Annotated in this window: 19 protein-coding genes; 12 read left to right on the top strand and 7 right to left on the bottom strand. The window is 73.4% G+C overall.

Annotation, left to right across the window (positions count from 1 at the left end):
- Positions 1–25: 25 nt before the first annotated feature.
- Complete coding sequence (locus AC07FV_RS02520) at positions 26–448, bottom strand: gamma-glutamylcyclotransferase family protein (protein ID WP_479084081.1); 423 nt, start codon at positions 446–448, stop codon at positions 26–28.
- 158 nt (positions 449–606) lie between these two features.
- On the opposite strand from AC07FV_RS02520, the gene AC07FV_RS02515 reads away from it, so the two are divergent.
- Positions 607–2,250 (top strand): M4 family metallopeptidase, encoded by a 1,644-nt coding sequence (locus AC07FV_RS02515; RefSeq protein ID WP_479084080.1) that lies wholly within the window; start codon positions 607–609, stop codon positions 2,248–2,250.
- An 83-nt stretch (positions 2,251–2,333) separates the two neighbouring features.
- Here AC07FV_RS02515 and AC07FV_RS02510 read toward each other — a convergent pair whose 3' ends face one another.
- On the bottom strand, positions 2,334–2,921 hold the full coding sequence (locus AC07FV_RS02510) for an NADPH-dependent FMN reductase (RefSeq protein ID WP_479084078.1): 588 nt from the start codon (positions 2,919–2,921) through the stop codon (positions 2,334–2,336).
- A gap of 288 nt (positions 2,922–3,209) precedes the next feature.
- On the opposite strand from AC07FV_RS02510, the gene AC07FV_RS02505 reads away from it, so the two are divergent.
- Entirely contained in the window at positions 3,210–3,743 is a 534-nt protein-coding gene (locus AC07FV_RS02505; RefSeq protein ID WP_479084076.1) for a hypothetical protein, read from the top strand.
- 141 nt (positions 3,744–3,884) lie between these two features.
- Positions 3,885–4,511, top strand: coding sequence for a class F sortase (locus tag AC07FV_RS02500; RefSeq protein WP_479084075.1), 627 nt, complete (start codon positions 3,885–3,887; stop codon positions 4,509–4,511).
- Here AC07FV_RS02500 and AC07FV_RS02495 read toward each other — a convergent pair.
- On the bottom strand, positions 4,449–4,838 hold the full coding sequence (locus tag AC07FV_RS02495; protein ID WP_479084074.1) for a winged helix-turn-helix transcriptional regulator: 390 nt from the start codon (positions 4,836–4,838) through the stop codon (positions 4,449–4,451). The genes AC07FV_RS02500 and AC07FV_RS02495 overlap by 63 nt on opposite strands.
- A gap of 106 nt (positions 4,839–4,944) precedes the next feature.
- On the opposite strand from AC07FV_RS02495, the gene AC07FV_RS02490 reads away from it, so the two are divergent.
- Positions 4,945–5,862, top strand: coding sequence for an NAD(P)-dependent oxidoreductase (locus AC07FV_RS02490; RefSeq protein WP_479084073.1), 918 nt, complete (start codon positions 4,945–4,947; stop codon positions 5,860–5,862).
- Between the two features lie 128 nt (positions 5,863–5,990).
- Positions 5,991–6,482 carry a hemerythrin domain-containing protein gene (locus AC07FV_RS02485; RefSeq protein WP_479084072.1) on the top strand — a complete coding sequence of 164 codons (492 nt, stop codon included), beginning with the start codon at positions 5,991–5,993 and terminating at the stop codon, positions 6,480–6,482.
- Positions 6,483–6,533: 51 nt separating this feature from the next.
- On the opposite strand, the gene AC07FV_RS02480 is transcribed toward AC07FV_RS02485, so the two are convergent.
- On the bottom strand, positions 6,534–7,316 hold the full coding sequence (locus tag AC07FV_RS02480; RefSeq protein WP_361014532.1) for a sulfite exporter TauE/SafE family protein: 783 nt from the start codon (positions 7,314–7,316) through the stop codon (positions 6,534–6,536).
- A 238-nt stretch (positions 7,317–7,554) separates the two neighbouring features.
- Between AC07FV_RS02480 and AC07FV_RS02475 the strand changes: the two genes are divergently transcribed.
- The 6 genes from AC07FV_RS02475 (at position 7,555) to AC07FV_RS02450 (ending at position 14,522) form a co-directional block, all read left to right on the top strand.
- The gene (locus AC07FV_RS02475) at positions 7,555–8,772 is read left to right on the top strand and encodes an NAD(P)/FAD-dependent oxidoreductase (RefSeq protein ID WP_479084070.1); all 1,218 of its coding nucleotides are present in this window, start codon (positions 7,555–7,557) and stop codon (positions 8,770–8,772) included.
- Entirely contained in the window at positions 8,772–11,381 is a 2,610-nt protein-coding gene (gene nirB / locus AC07FV_RS02470) for a nitrite reductase large subunit NirB (RefSeq protein WP_479084068.1), read from the top strand. The genes AC07FV_RS02475 and nirB overlap by 1 nt, the downstream gene beginning before the upstream one ends.
- Positions 11,378–11,728 (top strand): nitrite reductase small subunit NirD, encoded by a 351-nt coding sequence (gene nirD / locus AC07FV_RS02465; RefSeq protein ID WP_383642256.1) that lies wholly within the window; start codon positions 11,378–11,380, stop codon positions 11,726–11,728. Before nirB ends, nirD begins: the two co-directional genes overlap by 4 nt.
- 46 nt (positions 11,729–11,774) lie before the next feature.
- A complete protein-coding gene (locus AC07FV_RS02460) occupies positions 11,775–12,359 on the top strand; it encodes a TetR/AcrR family transcriptional regulator (protein ID WP_479084067.1) in 585 nt (194 codons plus the stop codon).
- Positions 12,360–12,446: 87 nt separating this feature from the next.
- A complete protein-coding gene (locus AC07FV_RS02455; protein ID WP_479084065.1) occupies positions 12,447–13,217 on the top strand; it encodes an SDR family NAD(P)-dependent oxidoreductase in 771 nt (256 codons plus the stop codon).
- A gap of 150 nt (positions 13,218–13,367) precedes the next feature.
- Positions 13,368–14,522 (top strand): alkaline phosphatase PhoX, encoded by a 1,155-nt coding sequence (locus tag AC07FV_RS02450; protein WP_479084064.1) that lies wholly within the window; start codon positions 13,368–13,370, stop codon positions 14,520–14,522.
- 12 nt (positions 14,523–14,534) lie between these two features.
- On the opposite strand, the gene AC07FV_RS02445 is transcribed toward AC07FV_RS02450, so the two are convergent.
- Positions 14,535–15,467, bottom strand: coding sequence for an oxidoreductase (locus AC07FV_RS02445; RefSeq protein WP_479084063.1), 933 nt, complete (start codon positions 15,465–15,467; stop codon positions 14,535–14,537).
- A gap of 183 nt (positions 15,468–15,650) precedes the next feature.
- On the opposite strand from AC07FV_RS02445, the gene AC07FV_RS02440 reads away from it, so the two are divergent.
- On the top strand, positions 15,651–16,109 hold the full coding sequence (locus AC07FV_RS02440; protein ID WP_479084062.1) for an excalibur calcium-binding domain-containing protein: 459 nt from the start codon (positions 15,651–15,653) through the stop codon (positions 16,107–16,109).
- Positions 16,110–16,153: 44 nt separating this feature from the next.
- On the opposite strand, the gene AC07FV_RS02435 is transcribed toward AC07FV_RS02440, so the two are convergent.
- Positions 16,154–17,362, bottom strand: a complete 1,209-nt coding sequence (locus AC07FV_RS02435; RefSeq protein WP_479084061.1) for an acyltransferase family protein — start codon at positions 17,360–17,362, stop codon at positions 16,154–16,156.
- 337 nt (positions 17,363–17,699) lie between these two features.
- A complete protein-coding gene (ppdK, locus tag AC07FV_RS02430) occupies positions 17,700–20,429 on the bottom strand; it encodes a pyruvate, phosphate dikinase (RefSeq protein WP_383642277.1) in 2,730 nt (909 codons plus the stop codon).
- Positions 20,430–20,456: the final 27 nt, after the last annotated feature.

The raw sequence follows: 20,456 nt of genomic DNA, 5'->3' as shown, positions 1-20,456 counted from the left end.
TGCGAGGGCGCCACCCCCGGGGCGGTCATCGCCCGGGCGGCCAGCTGCCGCCCTCGACCGGCGTGCCCCGGGCCCGCAGGCGGGCGGCGACGGCCGGGGCGGCGACGTACACCCAGGCGCGGACGGGGGCCCCGTCCGCGTCCCGCACGACCGTCCTGGCCACGCGGTCGTACAGGTTGCGCGGGTCGCCCGGCACGTACTCCTCCAACCGGTCCAGGGCGGCCAGGAGTTCGCCGTACGCCTCCGGGCGGGCGGTGACCAGCTCCCCGCCGACGACTCCCGCCGCGTCCTCCACGGCGTACGGGTATCCGGGGCCGGCGTAGAGCAGGGCGCCGTGCAGGCGGGCCGGTTCCTCGGCGAGGGTGCGTCCGCGCAGGAAGAGGCCGTGGTTGCGGCCGCCGGGGCGCAGCGTGCCGTAGACGAAGAACGGAAGTCGCGCGGTGTCCACGGAGGGTCATTCTCTCCCCTCATGCCTCCCACGATCTCCACCTGACGGCTATGGACATGACATGTCGGCCGCCCGCAATCTTGGTCGACACCGGCGCGCCCCCACTCTCCGCGCCCCGCTCCCCGCGCCCCCACGCGCTCCCCCACGCAAGGAGTCCGATGAGCCGAATACGGCACGTCCGAGGTGCCCGCATCGCCACGGCGGGCATCGCCGCCACCACCGCCGCCCTCCTGACGGCCGCCCTCGTCCCCGCCGCGCAGGCGGCCGGCCGGCCGACCTCCGCCGAGGCGCGCGAGAACGCGGCGGCGGCCCTCGCGGACCACGCCGAGGACCTCGGTCCGACCGACACGCAGGACACGCGGGTCCGCGACGTCGTCGTCGACGACGACGGCAGCCGGCATGTGCGCTACGACCGCACCTACCGCGGACTGCCCGTTATGGGCGGCGACTTCGTCGTCCACCTCGCCCCGGACGGCGCCTGGCGCGGCGCGGACCGCGCGACGCGGGCCCCGATCGCGCTCCCCACCGTCACGCCGCGGCTGGCGGCCCCCGAGGCGGCCGACCTGGCCGCGGGCGTGCTGCGCGCCGCGAAGCCGGGCGAGCTGCTGAAGAAGCTCACCGCCCGGCCCCGGCTGGTCGTCGACGCCCTGCACGGCGCCCCGAGGCTGGCCTGGCGCACGGACGCGGCCGCGCTGGACGCCGCCGGCCACCCGGTCGCGCGCACGGTCCTGACCGACGCGGGCACGGGCGCCCGGATCGACGCCTGGGACTCCGTCGAGTCGGTGTCGGGCGACGGGAAGTCGCTGTACGGCGGCACGGTGCCGCTGGAGACGACGCGGTCGGGGTCGTCGTACCGGCTCGCGGACGTGACGCGCGGGGGCACGTACACCGGTGACGCGGCGCAGGCGACCGACCTGTGCCTGCTCACCCTCTGCCTGGTCCGGGCGCCCTCGACGGTGTTCACCGACGCCGACAACCACTGGGGCACGGGGACGGCGGAGGACCGCGCCTCCACCGCGGTGGACGCCCAGTACGGCACGGACGTCACCTGGGACTACTACGAGGACGTCCACGGGCGCAGGGGCATCGCGGGGGACGGCAGGGGCTCGTTCAACCGCGTGCACTACGGCACCCGGTACAACAACGCCTTCTGGGACGACGGCTGCTTCTGCATGACGTACGGCGACGGGGACGGGACGACCCTCGGCCCGCTGGTCTCGCTGGACGTCACCGGGCACGAGATGGCGCACGGCGTGACGTCGTCGACGGCGGCGCTGACGTACTCGGGCGAGTCGGGCGGGCTGAACGAGGCGACCTCCGACGTCTTCGGCACGCTGGTGGAGTTCCACGCGGACAACCCCGCCGACGCCGGGGACTACCTGATCGGCGAGAAGGTCGTCCGCCCCGGCCTCGGCCGGGACGCCCTGCGCTTCATGGACCGGCCGAGCAGGGACGGCAGTTCGGCCGACTGCTGGAGCAGCGGGCTGGCGGACCTCGACGTCCACTACTCCTCCGGAGTCGGCAACCACTTCGCCTACCTGCTGGCCGAGGGCAGCGGCGCGAAGACGCTGGGCGGTGTGCGCCACACCTCCGCCACCTGCGACGGCTCCACCGTCCGCGGGATCGGCAGGGACAAGCTGGGCGCCATCTGGTACCGCGCGCTGACGGTCTACATGACCTCGTCCACGGACTACGCGGGCGCCCGTACGGCCACCCTCCGCGCGGCCGGGGACCTCTACGGCGCCGACAGCGCCGAGCGGGCCGCGGTGGGCGCGGCGTGGAGCGCGGTGAACGTGGGCTGAGCCCGGCGAGCACGCGCGGCGGCCGCCCCGGACGACGGACCGGGGCGGCCGCCGCCCGTAGTCCTCCCCCGATCCGTCCGGGCTCACGCGACTCCGTAGGGCCGCTTCTCCCGCGCCTCCCGCAGCGTCCTGCCCCACCACACCAGTTGGTCGAGCATCGTCTTCGCCGCCGCGTCGGGTCCCGAGGGGTCCACGAGGGCGCCCCGGGCGTCGAAGGAGGCGCCCGCGTTGTGGAAGGAGACGGTGTCGCGGACCGTGACGGCGTGCAGTTCGGCGAAGACCTGGCGCAGGTGCTCCACGGCGCGCAGACCGCCGGCCAGACCGCCGTAGGAGACCAGGCCGACGGGCTTGGCCCGCCATTCGCCGTAGTGCCAGTCGATGAGGTTCTTCAGGCCCGCCGGGAACGAGTGGTTGTACTCGGGCGTGAGCACCACGAACGCGTCGGCGTCCGCCAGTCCCGGCGTGATCTCCGCCAGCGCGGCGGTCGCCCGCGGGGTCGGGGCGAGCGTGGTGGGAAGGTCGGTCGCGGCGACGTCCACGACCTCGGGGAGCAGGCCGTCGTGGGCCCGGAGGTGGTCCAGGAGCCAGTCGGCGACGACGGGGCCGAAGCGGCCGTGCCGGTTGCTGCCGATGATCAGGGTCACCCGGAGCGGGTCGGTCGTTGTGTTCATGGGCGACAGCCTGATACCTCGACATTGCTTGAGGTCAAGCGGGGCGGCGGACCCGTTCGGAGGCGCCGGTCACCCGTTCACACGCGCGCCCCGCGCCCTTCGGGATCTTTTCCGCCACGCCCCGGCCTCCCCCCGGTGACCTGCCCGAACGGCGTCCCGCGCGGGCCGCGTGGACGTGCGGGCGACACCCGTTCATCCCATTCCCGGCGCGCCCTCGGGGAGCGGGTCGCGTCCGGTGCCACTTTCCTCGGTAGGGCAGGGGCCACCGAGAAGCTCAAAGGAGCACCGATGCGACGTACCGCCCGCCTGCTGACCGGTACCGCGCTCGCCGTCGCGGCCCTCGGCCTCGCCGCCGAGGCGCACGCGCAGACCGGACCGGCCGCGGCGACCGGGGGACTGGAGGTGCACCCGGTCTCCGTCGTGCCGGGTGAGTGGGCCGCGGTGCGCACGGCGGCGTGCGGCGCGGACGGATCGGCGGCGGGTGACGCCGGCGCGGTGGGCGCGGGGGCGTTCCCGCTGGCTCCGGAGGCCGGGGAGGGCGCGACGACCGGTCGTTTCGAGGTGCCGCCGAGCGCGCAGCCGGGGACGTACGAGATCGTCGCCACCTGTGCGGGCAGCGACCTGCGGGTGACGGGCGACCTGGTGGTCACCCTGACCCCGGCCCGTGAGCAGGTCCACCCCAGAGGAAGCGTGAAGACGGGGGTCGGTGGCGCTCTGGGCCCCGATCCCGTGCAGACCGCGGCCGGTGTGACGGCTCTGGCCGTCGCCGCCGCGGGCGGTACCTGGCTCCTGCATCGCCGGGCGAGAGGCGACGGGATCTGACGGGCACCCTCCGCTGCCCGTCCGCCGGTACCGCACTTCCCCGCCCCCTCCGGGTCCGACGCCCCTCGCGGCCCGGAGGGGGCAGGGACCCGTGCGGACCCGAGGACCGAGGACCTGGACCAGAGGAGAAGAGGGGACGTCATGCGCCGGGTGGGCAACTCCGCGATAGCGGCCGTGACCGCGGTCGCCCTGTGCTCCGGGGCCTGGCTGCTGGCCGGCGGCGGCGGCACCGGGCTCCCGCCCCAGCCGTCGGCCGCGCAGGCCCGCACCGGCGCCGGGCAGGCCGTTCGGGCGCCCGCCGCACCGGCGCTGCCGCCCTCGCCGCCGGACCGGGTCCGCATCCCGGCGATCGGCGTGGACGCCCCCCTGACCGGCCTCGGGCTGACCCCGGCCGGCAGCCTCGACGTGCCGCCCGCCGAGCGGAAGAACCTCGCCGGCTGGTACGAGGCCGGCACCACGCCCGGCGAGCGGGGCACCGCGATCCTCGCCGGGCACGTGGACAACGCCGAGGGCCCGGCCGTCTTCTACCGCCTCGGTTCGCTCAGGAAGGGCGCCGCGATCGAGGTCGACCGGCGCGACGGCGGTGTCGCGGTGTTCACCGTGGACGCGGTGGAGGTGTACGCCGCCGAGGACTTCCCCGACGAGAAGGTGTACGGGCCGGCGCGCCGGCCCGAGCTGCGCGTCATCACCTGCGGCGGCGGCTGGTCACGCGGGACCGGATACCAGGGGAACGTGGTCGTCTTCGCGCACCTCACCGGCAGCCGCTGAGGGGTCCAGGACGTTCGCCCTCCCCCACGCGCCCAGCGGCGCCAGCGCCTCGTTGAGGGCGACGCCCCGGGCGGTCAGCGAGTACTCGACGCGCGGCGGCACCTCGCGGTACTCCTCGCGGTGCACGATGCCGTCGGCCTCCAGCTCCCGCAGATGCCCGGCGAGCACCTTCTCGGTCACGCCGGGCAGCTCACGGCGCAGGGCGCCGAACCGGAGCGCCCCCTCACCGAGGGCCCACAGGATCAGCACCTTCCACTTGCCGCCGATCACGTCCATCGCCGCGTCGACCCCGCACACGTACGCCCCCGGCCGCCGTGCCGTCCCCATGCCCGTCCCCCGTCCCTCCGCGCCCGCCTGGATGCTTTCCTGAGGGTAACCGCCCACTTCGAAGTGGGTACTTGAGCGGCCCGGTGCCCCGGCGGAGTCTTCTCCCATGACTGACTCTCCCAAGACCGACATTGCCTCCACCTCCCGTGTTCCGCTCACCGTCCTGGGCACCGGCGCCATGGGCACCGCCCTGGTCCGCGCCTGGCTCGCCGCCGGCCATCCCGTCACCGTCTGGAACCGCACCCCGGCCCGCGCCCAGGCCCTCGCCGCCGAGGGCGCCGTTGTCGCCGCGAGCGCGGCCGAGGCGGTCGCCGCGAGCCGCCTGGTGATCGTCTGCCTGCTGGACGACGCCTCGGTCGGCGAGGCCCTCGACGGGGCCGCCCTCGACGGACGGGACCTGGTGAACCTGACCACCGGGACGCCCGCCGAGGGGCGGTCCCGCGCGGCCTGGGCGACGGCGCGCGGAGCCCGCTTCCTGGACGGCGGGATCATGGCCGTACCGCCGATGATCGGGGACGCCGGCTCCGGCGGCTACGTCTTCTACAGCGGCTCCGCGGAGCTGTTCGAGGAGCACCGCGAGACGCTCGCCGTCCCGGCCGGGACGCGTTACGTCGGCGCGGACCCGGGCTTCGCCGCGCTGCACGACGTGGCGCTGCTGAGCGCGATGAGCGGCATGTTCGCCGGGGTCACGCACGCCTTCGCGCTGATCGGACGCGAGGACGTCCGGCCCACGGACTTCGCGCCCCTGCTCGCCGACTGGCTCACCGCGATGGCGCCCGCCGTGCACCTGGCCGCCGACCAGCTGGAGAGCGGCGACTACGGAAAGGGCGTCGTGTCCAATCTCGCCATGCAGGTGGCGGGCAACGCGACGCTGCTGCGCACCGCCGAGGAGCAGGAGGTGAGCGCGGAGCTGCTGACGCCGTACATGAGCGTGATGGAGCGGTGGCTGGCCGAGGGGCACGGGGAGGAGGACTCGACCGGGATGGTGGAGCTGCTGGATCTGCGGCGCGGCAGGGACACCTGAGCGGGGCTCGTCGGCGTCCGTCCGGCGCGCTGGGGCGATGGACGGGGCGGACCGGGGTAAACGGTGCTGGCAGGTGTCTTCAGGAGAAGAACCGGAAGCACGAGAGCACGAGAAAGCGGTGTCTTGCCATGACCGAATCCGGGGACGTCGTCGAACTCATCCTCCGGGACCACCGGAAGATGGAGGACCTCTTCCGTCTGATGCGCAGCGTGGAAGCCGACCGCGCGGCCGCCCTGCGCGAGTTCGCCGACCTGCTGATCGCGCACGCCGAGGCCGAGGAGGCGGAGGTCTACCCCGCCCTCAAGCGCTACAAGAACATCGACGACGAAGAGGTCGAGCACGGCGAGCACGAGCACGACGAGGGCAACGAGGCCCTCCTCGCCCTCCTGGAGGTCGAGGAGGTCGGTTCCGAGGAGTGGGACACGAAGCTGGAGGAGCTGGTGGAGGCCGTCACCCACCACGCCGACGAGGAGGAGCGGACCATCCTCAACGGAGCCCGCGAGAACGTCGCCATGGAGCGGCGCGAGGAGCTGGGCGCGGCCTTCCGCGAGGTGCGCGCGCGTCTGCTGAAGGAGGGCTGCGGCGACGTGGAGAAGGTGCGTCGCCTCGTCCGTTCCTGACCTCCCGCCCCGGTCCCCGGCCGGCCCGCCCGGCGCGGCCGGGGGTCGCGGTCAGGCCAGCCACTGCTCGTAGGCCAGGTTCGCGACCAGCGCGAAGACGACGGTGAGCAGGACGACCCGGACGAAGCCGCTGCCCTTCTTGAGGGCGGTGTGCGCGCCGAACATGCCGCCGGCGAGGTTGAAGACGGCCATCAGGGCGGCCAGCTGCCACAGGACGGCGCCCTGCCAGGCGAAGGTGGCGAGGGCGCCGGCGTTGGTGCAGCAGTTGACGATCTTGGCGGTGGCGGAGGCGGTCACCAGGTCGAGGTGGAGCAGGGCGGTGAGCGCCAGGACGAGGAAGGTGCCGGTGCCGGGGCCGATGAGCCCGTCGTAGAAGCCGATACCGAGGCCACCGAGACCGATGGCGGCGAGGATCTGGCGCCGGGTGGCCGGGCCGGTGGCGGGTGCGGTGCCGAAGGCGGGGCGCAGGATCACGAAGGCCGCCACCGCGAGCAGCACCACCATGATCACCGGCTTGAGCACCTCGGTGCTCATCCCGGCCGCGAAGAAGGCCCCGCCGGACGAGCCGGCCAGTGCCGCCAGCCCGATGCGTACGGCGGTCCGCACGTCCACCGGGGCCTTGCGCGCGTAGGTCACCGCCGCGCCCGTGGTGCCGACGATGGCGACCGCCTTGTTGGTGCCGAGGGCGTGCGCGGCCGGGGTGCCGGCGGGCAGGCCCAGCAGCAGCGCCGGCAGCAGCAGGAGCCCGCCGCCCCCGACCACGGCGTCGATCCAGCCGGCCGCGAGGGCCGCGAGACACAGGAGGACGACCGTGGTCAGCGATATGTCGGGCACGACCGCGACCCTACGGACGAGATGGATGTGCCGTCCATCGAGATGAGGGTCTTCTGAGGTTGCGCACGGCCGCCCGCCGGTGGTCGCGCCGATCCCGCCCGCGGTCGGCCGCCGGCGACGTGCCCGTCACCGGTGCCGTGCCCCTCACACCCGCCCCCGGCCCCCGCTGAGGGCAGCGTTCCCGGTGGGAAACAGACGCGATGCCACCGGGTAACACCCGCACCGCAGGCTCGGTGCCATGACCTCGAATACGCGTGTGGTGGTGATCGGCGCCGGACTGGCGGGCGTGACGCTCGCCCGGCGGCTCGGTGAGCTCGGCACGCCCGCGCTGGTCGTCGGCGACGAGGAGCACCGCCCGTACAACCGGGTACTGCTCGCGGAGGTGCTGGCCGGGCGGTACAGCCCCGAGGTGGTCGCGCTGCCCGCGCCGGCCGGACTGCTGCGCGGCCGGGTCACCGGCATCGACCGGACCGGGCGGACCGTGCGGTGCGCCGACGGCTCGGTGATCGCCTACGACACGCTGGTGCTCGCCACCGGCTCCAACGCGGTCCTGCCGCCGCTGCGCGGCCTGTTCACCCCGGACCACCAGCTGCCCGAGGGCGTGCACGCCTTCCGCACCATGGACGACTGCCTGGGCCTGTCCAAGGCGGTACGGCCGGGGGTGCGGGCCGTCGTCATCGGGGGCGGGCTGCTCGGGGTCTCGGCCGCCCGCGCGCTGGCCGTGCGGGGCGCGCAGGTCGTCCTCGCCCAGCAGTCCGAGCGGCTCATGGAACGCCAGCTGGACCCGGCCGCCTCCGCGCTCGTGCGGCGGCACCTGGAGGACCTCGGCGTCGAGGTGCACACCGAGTGCCGGGTACGGGACGTGCGCAGCGTCGGCGGGGCGGTGCGGTCGGTGGAGATGGCCGACGGGTACGCCCTCGGCGCCGACCTGGTGGTCCTCGCCTGCGGTGTCCGGCCCCGGGTGGGCCTCGCGCAGGCGGCGGGCCTGGAGGTCGGCAAGGGCGTCCTCGTCGACGACGAGCTGCGCACCTCCGACCCGTACGTCCGGGCCGTCGGCGACTGCGCCGAGCACGCGGGACGCGTGTACGGGCTGGCCGCGCCCGCACTGGAACAGGCCGGCGTGCTGGCCGGGCTGCTCGCCGGGGGCGGCACCGCCCGCTACACCGGCACCCGGTCCCTGACCCGGCTCACCCTCACCGGGCCGGACAGCCCCTTCGACCTCGCCGCGTTCGGCGAGACCGACCCCCGCCCCGGCGACGACGTCGTGCAGCTCGCCGACGCCACCCGGGGCACCTACCGCAAGGTCGTCGTGCGCGACGACCGCCTGGTCGGCGGGGTCCTGGTCGGCGAACTCGGCACCGTCGGCGCGCTGGCGCGCGCCTGGGAGGGAGCAGAGCCGCTCCCCTCCGACGGCGGCCCCCTGCTCCACCTGCTCACCACTGACGGAGGCTCCTGATGACCGCCACCCCGGGGCCCATCCCCACCATCGTGCTCGTCGGCCACGGCATGGTCGGCCAGCGCTTCCTCGAGGCACTCGCCGAGCGCGGCCTGACCGCGACCCACCGCGTGGTCGTGCTCTGCGAGGAGCCCCGCCCCGCCTACGACCGCGTCGGGCTCACCTCGTACTTCTCCGGGAAGACCCCGGAGGACCTGTCGATGACGGACATGGCCTTCCTCGCCGAGCACGGCATCGAACTGCGCGTCGGGGACGCGGCGGAGACCGTCGACCGGGACGCGCGCAGGGTGACCGCCCGCTCCGGCCTGGTCCTCGACTACGACGTCCTGGTGCTGGCCACCGGCTCCTACCCCTTCGTCCCGCCGGTCCCCGGCAAGGACGCCGAGGGCTGCTTCGTCTACCGGACGATCGAGGACCTCCTCGCGATCGAGGCGTACGCGAAGACCGCGACGACCGGCGCGGTGGTCGGCGGCGGACTGCTCGGGCTGGAGGCCGCCGGCGCCCTGAAGGGGCTCGGACTGACCTCGCACATCGTGGAGTTCGCGCCGCGCCTGATGCCGATGCAGGTCGACGAGGGCGGCGGCGCGGCGCTGCTGCGCACCATCGAGGACATGGGCCTGTCCGTCCACACGGGCGTGGGCACGCAGGAGATCCTGGTCGGCGAGGACGGCGCCGTCAGCGGCATGAAGCTGTCCGACGGCTCCGAACTCGCCACCGACCTGGTGGTGTTCAGCGCCGGTGTCCGCCCCCGCGACCAGCTGGCCCGCGACTGCGGACTCGCGGTGGGCGAGCGCGGCGGCATCAGCGTCGACGAGCAGTGCCGGACGGTGTCCGACCCGCACGTGTTCGCGATCGGCGAGTGCGCGCTCGCGGCCGACGGCCGGGTGTACGGCCTGGTGGCGCCCGGGTACGAGCAGGCCGAGACGGCCGCCGCGACCATCGCCGCCGACGAGGCGGCGTTCACCGGCGCCGACCTGTCCACCAAGCTGAAGCTGCTCGGCGTGGACGTGGCGTCCTTCGGCGACGCGCACGGCACCGCCGAGGACTGCCTGGACGTCGTCTACTCCGACTCCCGGGCCGGCCTCTACAAGAAGCTGGTCGTGGCCCGCGACGGCACGCTGCTCGGCGGCATCCTGATCGGCGACGCGGACGCGTACGGCACGCTGCGCGCCTTCACCGGCTCGGTCCCGCCGGTCTCCCCCGAGTCCCTCGTGCTGCCCGCCGGCGTCGGCGGCCCGGTCCAGCTGGGCCCCTCCGCGCTGCCCGACGAGGCGGTGATCTGCTCCTGCCACAACGTCAGCAAGGGCGCGGTCCGCGGCGCGGTGACCGACCACCAGTGCACCACCGTGCCCGAGGTGAAGAAGTGCACCAAGGCCGGCACCGGCTGCGGCTCCTGCCTCAAGGTGCTCGGCCAGCTGCTCACCGCCGAGCTGGAGGCGAGCGGCGTCGAGGTCGACAAGGGCCTGTGCGGCTGCTTCGCGCAGACCCGCGAGGAGCTGTACGAGATCGTCCTCACCCTGCGGATCACCTCCTTCCGGGAGCTGCTGGACCGGCACGGCCGTGAGGGTGCCCGGGGCGGCGACGGCTGCGAGGTCTGCAAGCCGACGGTGGGCTCGATCATCGCCTCCCTCGCCCCGGCGATCGGTGCGAGCGGCTACGTCCTCGACGGGGAGCAGGCGGCCCTCCAGGACACCAACGACCACTTCCTGGCCAACCTCCAGCGCAACGGCTCGTACTCGGTCGTGCCGCGCATCCCGGGCGGGGAGATCGCCCCGGAGAAGCTGATCGTCATCGGTGAGATCGCCCGCGACTTCGGGCTCTACACGAAGATCACCGGCGGCCAGCGCATCGACATGTTCGGCGCCCGCGTCGAGCAGCTCCCGGTGATCTGGGCCCGGCTGGTGGACGCCGGCTTCGAGTCCGGGCACGCCTACGGGAAGTCGCTGCGCACGGTGAAGTCCTGCGTGGGGCAGACCTGGTGCCGCTACGGCGTCCAGGACTCCGTGCGCTTGGCGATCGACCTGGAGCTGCGCTACCGGGGGCTCAGGTCGCCGCACAAGCTGAAGTCGGCGGTGTCGGGGTGCGCCCGCGAGTGCGCCGAGGCCCAGTCGAAGGACTTCGGCGTGATCGCCACCGCCAACGGCTGGAACCTCTACGTCGGCGGCAACGGCGGCGCCACCCCGCGCCACGCCGACCTGCTCGCGCAGGACCTCTCCGACGCCGAACTGGTCCGCCTGATCGACCGGTTCCTGATGTTCTACATCCGCACCGCCGACAAGCTGGAGCGCACCTCCACCTGGCTGGAGCGCATCCCGGGCGGCCTGGACCACGTGCGGGACGTGGTCGTGCACGACTCCCTCGGCATCTGCGACGAGCTGGAGTCCCTGATGTCCGCCCACGTCTCGCACTACCGGGACGAGTGGGCCGAGACCATCAACGACCCCGAGAAGCTGGCCCGGTTCGTGTCCTTCGTGAACGCACCCGACACCCCCGACCCGGTCGTGGGCTTCGTGCCCGAGCGCGACCAGATGAAGCCCGACCTGCCGCTGCTGGACATCGGCCTGCGGCGCACCGAGGAAGACCTCCTGGAAGGAAGCACCCGGCGATGACCCTGGCACCCGAGACGACCGACCTGAAGGTCCGGCTGCGGCTGACCGACGACTGGTTCACGGCCTGTGACCTCGGCGATCTGCTGCCGGGCCGGGGCGTCGCGGCCCTGCTGCCGGACGGCGGGCAGGTGGCCCTCTTCCGCGACCGGGGCGGCGAGCTGTACGCCATCGACAACCGGGACCCGTTCACCGGGGCGGCGGTCCTCTCCCGCGGCCTCACCGGCACCCACCAGGGCCGCCCGTTCGTCGCCTCCCCGCTGCTCAAGCAGCGCTTCGACCTGGCGACCGGGGTGTGCCTGGACGACGAGGCGGTCCGGGTGGAGACGTACGAGGTGAAGGCCGCCTGAGCGGCTTTCTTGACCGGTCGTTACAGAAAGGTCTAGGCTGCACCGCGTGGCCAGGACCAAGGAGTTCGATCCGGACGCCGCGCTGCGGGCAGCCCTGGAGCTGTTCTGGCAGCGCGGCTACGAGGCGACGTCGATGTCCGACCTCGTGGAGCACACCGGCGTCGGACGCGCCAGCCTCTACGCGACGTTCGGCCCCAAGCGCGAGCTGTACCTGAAGGCGCTGGAGCGCTACGAACAGGGGCTGCTCCCGGACCTGATGACGGACCTGGCCCGGCCCGGTCCGGCCCTGGCGGGCGTGCGGGCCCTGGTGCGGCGCTACGCGGCCGAGTCGGCCGCCGGGGGCACCCGGGAACGCGGCTGCTTCGTCACCAACACGGCCGCCGAGCTGGCCCCGCACGACCCGGCCGCCGCCCGGCGGGTCGAGCGCAACTGGGACCAGCTCGAGACGGCGCTGCACACCGCGCTCGTCCGGGCCCGCGCCCAGGGCGAACTGCCCGCCGGCCGCGACCCGCTCACCCTGGCCCGCCTGCTGCTCGTCCTGCTCCAGGGGATGCGCGTGGTCGGCAAGGCCTCGCCGGACCCGGCGCGGGTGCGGGACGCGGCGGACCAGGTCCTGGCGCTGCTCGACTGAGACGGACGCGCAGGACGCGCCCCTCCGCGGAGGGGCGTTTTTCCCGCCCTCATACTGAACCGATCGGTCAAGAAAAAGGGGAGATTCATGACCACCACCCAGCGCTTCGCCGGCAGGACCGCCCTCGTCACGGGAGCCGGCTCCGGCATCGGTCGGGCCGTCGCCCTCGCCTTCGCCCGCGAGGGCGCGCAGGTCGTCGTCGCCGGGCGCCGGCGGGAGCCGCTCGACGAGACGGTGTCCCTGATCGAGGAGGCGGGCGGCAAGGCGCTGGCCGTCACCGCCGACGTGTCCCGGGCCGCCGGCGTGCGGGACGTCGTGGACGCGACCGTGGACCGCTTCGGCTCCCTCGACGTGGCCGTCAACAACGCGGGCGTCTTCCGCGGCGGGACCCCCGTGGCCGACCTGGCCGAGGAGGACTGGCACGCACAGCTCGACATCAACGTCACCGGCGTCTTCCTCGCCCTGCGGGAGGAGGTGCGGCGGATGCGCGCCCAGCCGGCCGGCGGTGTCATCGTGAACATCGCCTCGACCTTCGGCGTGCACAAGCGCAGCCCGGGCGCCACCGCCTACGCCGCCACCAAGGCGGCCGTCTCGGTGCTCACGCGGGGCGCCGCCCTGGACCACATCGCCGACGGCGTCCGCATCAACGCCGTCAGCCCGGGCGCCACGGCGACCTCCATGTCCCTGCTGCCGGGCGAGACGGAGGCGGAGCGGACGGAGCGGATGCGGGGCGGGACACCGCTCGGCCGGGTCTCGTCGGTGGAGGAGGTCACCGCGGCCGTGCTGTACCTGGCGTCCGAGGACGCGTCCTCGGTGGTGGGCACCGACCTGGTCGTGGACGGCGGCCAGACGGCCTGAGCCCCCGGCCCGGCACGGGAGGGGGGCGACGCGCCGCCCGGCCGTCACGAGTTGTCCATGGACCGTCAACCCGGCCCGCCTAGGGTCCGTGACCGCACGCCTCCGTCGCCGGCCGGTGACGGGGGCCGGACATGACCCACGGAGGCAGCAGTGGATCGTCGTACCCTCCTGCGCACGGCCGTCGTCGGCGGCTCGGCCGTCCTCGGCGGAACCCTGTGGCGCGGTGCCGCGTACGCCGCGCCCGCCCAGCCCGGCAGCGGGCCGTACGGGGCGCTCAGCGCGCCCGACGGCAACGGCGTCCGCCTGCCCGCGGGTTTCACCAGCAGGGTGATCGCCCGCTCCGGCCAGAAGGTGTCGGGCACCTCGTACACCTGGCACAACGCACCGGACGGCGGCGCCTGTTACGCGGACGGATCCGGCTGGATCTACGTCTCCAACTCGGAGATCAACCCCTCCGGCGGCGCGAGCGCGGTGCGGTTCTCGTCCACCGGCGCGGTCACCTCCGCCTACCGGGTGCTCTCCGGCACCCGGCAGAACTGCGCGGGCGGCAGGACCCCCTGGAACACCTGGCTGTCCTGCGAGGAGGTGGACCGCGGCTACGTCTACGAGACCGACCCGTGGGGTGTGAAGGCAGCGGTGCGGCGGGACGCCATGGGCCGCTTCAAGCACGAGGCGGCGGCGGCCGACCCGGTCCGCCGGGTCGTGTACCTCACCGAGGACGTGACCGACGGCTGCTTCTACCGCTTCCGCCCGACGACCTGGGGCGACCTGTCCGCCGGCACCCTGGAGGTGCTGGTCGCGGGCTCTGCCACCAGCGGCCCGGTGACCTGGGCGCGGGTCCCCGACCCGTCCGGCGCCACGGCCACCCGGAACCAGGTGTCCGGCGCCAAGCGCTTCAACGGCGGCGAGGGCTGCTACTACGCGGACGACACCTGCTGGTTCACCACCAAGGGCGACAACCGCGTCTGGCAGTACGACGCCGCCGCGCAGACCATCGAACTGGCCTACGACGACTCCTTGGTGACGTCCGGCACGGCCCCGCTGACCGGCGTCGACAACGTCACCGGCAGCTCCTCGGGCGACCTCTTCGTCGCGGAGGACGGCGGCAACATGGAGATCTGCGTGATCACGCCCGCCGACGTGATCGCCCCGTTCCTGCGGATCGACGGGCAGTCCGGCTCGGAGATCACCGGCCCGGCGTTCTCGCCCGACGGCACGCGGCTGTACTTCTCCAGCCAGCGCGGCACGAGCGGCAGCTCCTCCGGCGGCATCACCTACGAGGTGCGCGGGCCGTTCCGCGCCTGACCGCGCACGCCGTCAGCGCTTCAACGCCTCGTAGGTGACGCCCGTCAGCCGCTCGGAGGCGGCCCACAGCCGCTCCCCCATCGCGTCGTCGGTGGTCCAGGGCGCCCGCCAGGACGGTGCGGGCGCCCCGCGCCACATCGCGAAGGACGGGCCGGTGAAGGAGTCGGAGGGCAGGTCGGGCGCGGTCGCCGCGTACAGGACGGGCAGCGCGCCGCCCTCGGGGGACTGCGCGACGACCCGGTTGGCGAGCAGCATCAGCCCTTCGGCGATCCGGCGCCCCTCGGCCCGGGGTCCGGCGGTCTGGAGGCCGGTCTCCGCGTAGCCGGGGTGGGCGGCGACCGCGCGCAGGCCGGCGGCGCCGTCCCGGGCCGCGAGCCGCCGGGCCAGCTCGTGCGTGAAGAGCAGGTTGGCGGACTTGGAGCGGGCGTAGGCGGTCCAGCGCCCGTAGCGGCGTACGTTGTTGAGGTCGCGCGGATCGACCCTGGCCAGCGCGTGCAGCATGCTGGAGACGGTCACGATCCGGGCGCCGGGCGTGGCGAGCAGGGTGGGCAGCAGCAGCCCGGTGAGGGCGAAGTGGCCCAGGTGGTTGACGCCGAACTGCGTCTCGAAGCCGTCCGCGGTCGTCCCGTAGGGCAGGGCCATCACCCCGGCGTTGTTGACGAGCAGATCGACCCGCTCGTACGGCAGTCCGTGCGCGAACTCCCGTACCGACGCCAGGTCCCCGAGGTCCAGGCGCGCCAGTTCCACCGCGGCGTCCGGCACCTCGCCGCGCAGCCGCTCGACGGCCGCGCTCCCCCGCCCCTCGTCGCGGCAGGCGAGCACCACGGACGCTCCCTTGCGGGCCAGCTCCCGGGCCACCGCGAGACCGAGGCCGCCGTTGCCCCCGGTGACGACGGCGACGCGCCCGTCCTGGCCGGGGATGTCGCCCACGTTCCAGCCGGTCATCAGCGGCTCCTTCCCAGGTCCGGACCCTGCTCACCGTACGCGCCCCACACCCGGGAGCGGAGAGTTACCGTCCGGTCACGTCACGTTCGCATCACGAGTCCTTCATATCGCCACCACACCCAGTGCCCCTCAATAGCTTCGTCACCTCATATCCACTCATCCACACCATTCCCGGGACTCCTGATGAAGCTGCTCCGCAAGCCCGCCGCCGTGGCCCTCGCCGCGCTGGCCCTGGCCGCCCTGCCGACCGCCGCCCAGGCGCACGAGGGCACCCACCCGTTCGAGAACTGCACCGAGGCGTACGAGAACGGCTACGCGAACATCGCCGAGGGCGACCCGCACTACGGCGAGCACCTGGACCGCGACCGGGACGGCGTCGGCTGCGACAAGCCGCCCGCGGACTTCGAGCCCGCGGACGACGAGAAGACGGACGAGAAGACCGACGAAGGCGCGGGCTCCGGGGCGGCCGAGGACGGCTCCGGCGGCGGCGAGGAGGCGGCCGGGCAGCAGGGTGCCGACCTGGCCGAGACCGGCGGCGACGACAGCACGCCGTACCTGGCGGCGGGCGGTGCCGTCGTCGTCCTGGCCGGCGGCGGGCTGCTGCTGGCCGTGCGCCGGCGCCGGGGCGACGGGACCGCCTGACCCGGCGGGGCCGAGCCGGCCGCCCTCGGCGTCCCGTCCGCCGCTCAGCGGCGGGGCGCCGGCGCCTTCAGGCTGAAGGCGGCGCTGCTCAGCCAGCGCTTGGCGACCCGGGCCACCGGACGCTCGACGAACCGCTGCACCACCCAGGAGAGCGCGACCAGGGCCGCGACGGTGATCCCTACCACGACCCAGGGGTCGGCGCGGTCGCCGAAGCGGTGCAGGACGTTCACGCCGATGGCGTCGTGCAGCAGGTACAGCGGGAAGGTCAGCGTGCCGGCCACGGTCAGCCCCCGCCAGCGGATCCAGCGGGTCCAGCCGAGGGCGACGGCGGCGATGAGCAGGAAGAAGACCGTGATCACCAGGACCAGCCAGCCGCGCCCCGGCGACCAGGAGTCCCAGTTGAGGCGGCCCCCGTCGGGCGTCAGCAGGTAGTGCAGCGCCACCAGCCACGACATGGCGACGATGCCCCAGAGCAGCGGCGTCGGCCGGTAGCGGTACATGAGGTAGAAGGCCATGCCGGCGATGAAGTACGGGGCCGACGGCGGATTCACCAGCAGGGTGAGCAGCCGGATGTCGGCGCTGGGCGCCAGGACCGCGGCGACCGTCCACAGTCCGCAGTAGATCACCACGCGCTGGTAGGTCAGGCCCTTCCACACCACGACCGCGAAGGTGAGGTAGAAGCACATCTCGGGCCAGAGGGTCCAGTAGACGGAGTCCAGGTGCTCCACCCCGAGCGGGGTCTGGAGCATCGTCAGATTGGCGAACAGCACGCGCGGGTGCGGATGCCCGAAGGGGTTGTCGGCGAAGAAGATCACGCACCCGCTGATCACGATCGCCGCCCAGTACATCGGGTACAGCCGGGTGACGCGGGAGATGAAGAAGTCGCGCGGGGTGCGTCCCCACGCGCTCATGCAGATGACGAAGCCGCTGATCAGGAAGAAGAGTTCGACGCCGAGCCGGCCGAACGCGAAGTAGCCGTGCGCCTGCGGGAAGACCTCGCCGACGGGCCGGCCCCAGATGGTCTGCATCGTGGAGGGCGCCTGGCCGACGAAGTGGAAGAAGACCACGGCCAGCGCCGCCAGGAACCGCAGCCCGTCGAGCGCCGCGAGCCGGTCCCTGCGGACGGGGGGACCGGCCTCGGGCACTCTCGCCTCGGCGGCGGTCCGGGGTCCCGGCACGCCGGAGGCGGTCTCGCCCCCACCGCGGTGCGAGGCGGTCGTGCCGGCCGGTTCCCTGTGATCCGTCGAGGTCATCCAACCACCGTTCCGGTGTGGGCCGCTGTCCGCTGCCGGGGATCTCAAACTTCGCTGACAGCTTGCTGCTGCTCAACCCACAGGGATTCACACCATGGAACGCGTCACAAACACCGGGTGAACGCGGAGAGGCGGCACCCCCGCACAGGGTGCCGCCTTCTCCCGTGGGCCGGAGCCGCCGCCGATCGGTGAGGGTGGTCGGGTGACAGACGACGGCTCCGGGGTCCTCGGGCCGTGAAGGCCGATGCGGTGAGTCCGTGCCCCGATGGGGGCGCGGGGAACTGCGCGACCGGCCACAGCGGTCCCGCGGCGACGCACCGGCCTCCCGGCGGAGCGATCAGCGGTGGTCGCTGCCCTTCGACCGGGACGCCGCGCGGCCGGCCTCCAGCCGGGCCACCGGAATCCGGAACGGGGAGCATGAGACGTAGTCCAGGCCCACCTCGTGGAAGAAGTGCACCGACTCCGGGTCGCCGCCGTGCTCACCGCAGACGCCCAGCTTCAGGTCGGGGCGGGTGGCGCGGCCGGCCTGCGCGGCGGCGGCGACCAGGGAGCCGACGCCGTCCTTGTCGATGGTCTCGAACGGGGAGACGCCGAAGATGCCCTTCTCCAGGTAGGCCGTGAAGAAGCTGGCCTCGACGTCGTCGCGGCTGAAGCCCCACACGGTCTGGGTCAGGTCGTTGGTGCCGAAGGAGAAGAACTCCGCGGCCTCGGCGATCTGCCCGGCGGTCAGCGCGGCGCGCGGCAGCTCGATCATCGTGCCGATGGCCAGCCTGAGCCGCGCGCCGGTGGCCGCCTCGACCTCGGCGACGACCTGGTCGGCCTCGTCGCGGACGATCTCCAGCTCCTGCACGGTGCCGACCAGCGGGATCATGATCTCGGCCCGCGGGTCGCCCTTGGCCGCCTTGCGCTCGGCCGCGGCCTCGGCGATGGCCCGTACCTGCATGGTGAACAGGCCGGGGATGACCAGGCCGAGGCGCACGCCGCGCAGGCCCAGCATCGGGTTCTGCTCGTGCAGGCGGTGCACGGCCTGGAGCAGGCGCAGCTCGTTCTCGTGCGGCTCCTGCCGGGACTCGGCGAGCGCGACGCGCACCGACAGCTCGGTGATGTCGGGCAGGAACTCGTGCAGCGGCGGGTCGAGCAGCCGGATGGTGACCGGCAGGCCGTCCATCGCCTCGAACAGCTCGACGAAGTCCTGCTTCTGGAGCGGGAGCAGCTCCTTCAGGGACTCCTCGCGCTCGGTCTCGGTGTCGGCCAGGATCAGCCGCTCCACCAGCTCGCGCCGGTCGCCGAGGAACATGTGCTCGGTGCGGCACAGGCCGATGCCCTGGGCGCCGAAGCGGCGGGCGCGCAGCGCGTCCTCGGCGTTGTCGGCGTTGGCCCGCACCCGCAGCCGGCGCTTGCGGTCGGCGAAGGCCATGATCCGGTGCACGGCCTCGACCAGCTCGTCGGCGTCCTCGGCGCCCGCGTGCATGCGGCCCTCGAAGTACTCGACGACCGGCGACGGCACGACGGGGACCTCACCGAGGTAGACCTTGCCGGACGAGCCGTCGATGGAGATGACGTCGCCCTCCTCGACGACGTGCCCGCCGGGCACGGTCATCCGGCGGCGCTTGGTGTCGACCTCCAGCTCCTCGGCGCCGCAGACACAGGTCTTGCCCATGCCGCGCGCCACGACGGCCGCGTGGGAGGTCTTGCCGCCGCGCGAGGTCAGGATGCCCTCGGCGGCGATCATGCCGTCCAGGTCGTCGGGGTTGGTCTCGCGGCGCACCAGGATGACCTTCTCGCCCGACCGGGACCACTTCACGGCGGTGTACGAGTCGAAGACCGCCTTGCCGACCGCCGCGCCGGGCGAGGCGGCGATGCCCCGGCCGACCTTCTCGACCTTCGCGTCGTCGTCGAAGCGCGGGAACATCAGCTGGGCCAGCTGGGCGCCGTTGACGCGCTGGAGCGCCTCGGCCTCGTCGATCAGGCCCTGGTCGACGAGCTGGGTGGCGATGCGGAAGGCGGCGCCCGCGGTGCGCTTGCCGACGCGGGTCTGGAGCATCCACAGCTGGCCGCGCTCGATGGTGAACTCGATGTCGCAGAGGTCCAGGTAGTGGTTCTCCAGCGTCTCCATGATCTGCATCAGCTGGTCGTACGACTTCTTGTCGATCCGCTCCAGCTCCGCCAGCGCGACGGTGTTGCGGATACCCGCGACGACGTCCTCGCCCTGGGCGTTCTGGAGGTAGTCGCCGTAGACGCCCTGGTGGCCGGAGGCGGGGTCGCGGGTGAAGGCGACGCCGGTGCCGGAGTCGGGGCCCAGGTTGCCGAAGACCATGGAGCAGACGTTGACGGCGGTGCCGAGGTCGTGCGGGATGCGCTCCTGGCGGCGGTAGAGCTTGGCGCGCTCGCCGTTCCAGGAGTCGAAGACGGCCTTGATGGCGAGGTCCATCTGCTCGCGCGGGTCCTGCGGGAAGTCCCGGCCGGCCTCGGTCTTGACGATCTTCTTGAACTTGGTGACGAGCTTCTTGAGGTCGGCCGCCTCCAGCTCGGTGTCCACCGTGACCTTCTTGGCCGCCTTCGCCGCCTCCAGCGCCTCCTCGAAGAGGTCGCCGTCGACGCCGAGGACGGTCTTGCCGAACATCTGGATCAGGCGACGGTAGGAGTCCCACGCGAAGCGGTCGTCACCGGCCTGTTGGGCGAGGCCCTGCACCGACTTGTCGGAGAGGCCGATGTTGAGGACCGTGTCCATCATGCCGGGCATGGAGAACTTGGCTCCGGAGCGCACCGACACGAGCAGCGGGTCGTCGGCCTGGCCGAGCTTCTTGCCCATCTTCGCCTCGAGGGCGTCGAGGTGCGCACTCACCTCGTCACGCAGTGCCGCCGGCTCCTCGCCGCTGTCGAGGTAGGTCTTGCAGGCCTCGGTGGTGATGGTGAAGCCCGGGGGGACCGGAAGACCCAGGTTGGTCATCTCGGCGAGGTTCGCGCCCTTGCCGCCGAGGAGGTCCTTGAGGTCCTTGTTGCCCTCGGTGAAGTCGTAAACGAACTTCGGTGCGTTCGTTACCTGGAGATCTTTGTTTTCCGACACGGGTCTCGACTCCTCGAGGACGCGGTG

This window comes from Streptomyces sp. NPDC045956 (assembly GCF_056430705.1).
The sequence above is the reverse complement of the archived record's forward strand: the minus strand, read 5'-3'. Positions and strand labels throughout refer to the sequence as shown.

Bases quoted from the DNA above. Each gene is read 5' to 3' on its own strand.
- AC07FV_RS02515 (WP_479084080.1), top strand. From the start codon at position 607: ATGAGCCGAATACGGCACGTCCGAGGTGCCCGCATCGCCACGGCGGGC.
- AC07FV_RS02510 (WP_479084078.1), bottom strand. From the start codon at position 2,921: ATGAACACAACGACCGACCCGCTCCGGGTGACCCTGATCATCGGCAGC.
- AC07FV_RS02505 (WP_479084076.1), top strand. From the start codon at position 3,210: ATGCGACGTACCGCCCGCCTGCTGACCGGTACCGCGCTCGCCGTCGCG.
- AC07FV_RS02500 (WP_479084075.1), top strand. From the start codon at position 3,885: ATGCGCCGGGTGGGCAACTCCGCGATAGCGGCCGTGACCGCGGTCGCC.
- AC07FV_RS02495 (WP_479084074.1), bottom strand. From the start codon at position 4,838: ATGGGGACGGCACGGCGGCCGGGGGCGTACGTGTGCGGGGTCGACGCG.
- AC07FV_RS02490 (WP_479084073.1), top strand. From the start codon at position 4,945: ATGACTGACTCTCCCAAGACCGACATTGCCTCCACCTCCCGTGTTCCG.
- AC07FV_RS02485 (WP_479084072.1), top strand. From the start codon at position 5,991: ATGACCGAATCCGGGGACGTCGTCGAACTCATCCTCCGGGACCACCGG.
- AC07FV_RS02475 (WP_479084070.1), top strand. From the start codon at position 7,555: ATGACCTCGAATACGCGTGTGGTGGTGATCGGCGCCGGACTGGCGGGC.
- nirB (WP_479084068.1), top strand. From the start codon at position 8,772: ATGACCGCCACCCCGGGGCCCATCCCCACCATCGTGCTCGTCGGCCAC.
- nirD (WP_383642256.1), top strand. From the start codon at position 11,378: ATGACCCTGGCACCCGAGACGACCGACCTGAAGGTCCGGCTGCGGCTG.
- AC07FV_RS02455 (WP_479084065.1), top strand. From the start codon at position 12,447: ATGACCACCACCCAGCGCTTCGCCGGCAGGACCGCCCTCGTCACGGGA.
- AC07FV_RS02445 (WP_479084063.1), bottom strand. From the start codon at position 15,467: ATGACCGGCTGGAACGTGGGCGACATCCCCGGCCAGGACGGGCGCGTC.
- AC07FV_RS02440 (WP_479084062.1), top strand. From the start codon at position 15,651: ATGAAGCTGCTCCGCAAGCCCGCCGCCGTGGCCCTCGCCGCGCTGGCC.
- AC07FV_RS02435 (WP_479084061.1), bottom strand. From the start codon at position 17,362: ATGACCTCGACGGATCACAGGGAACCGGCCGGCACGACCGCCTCGCAC.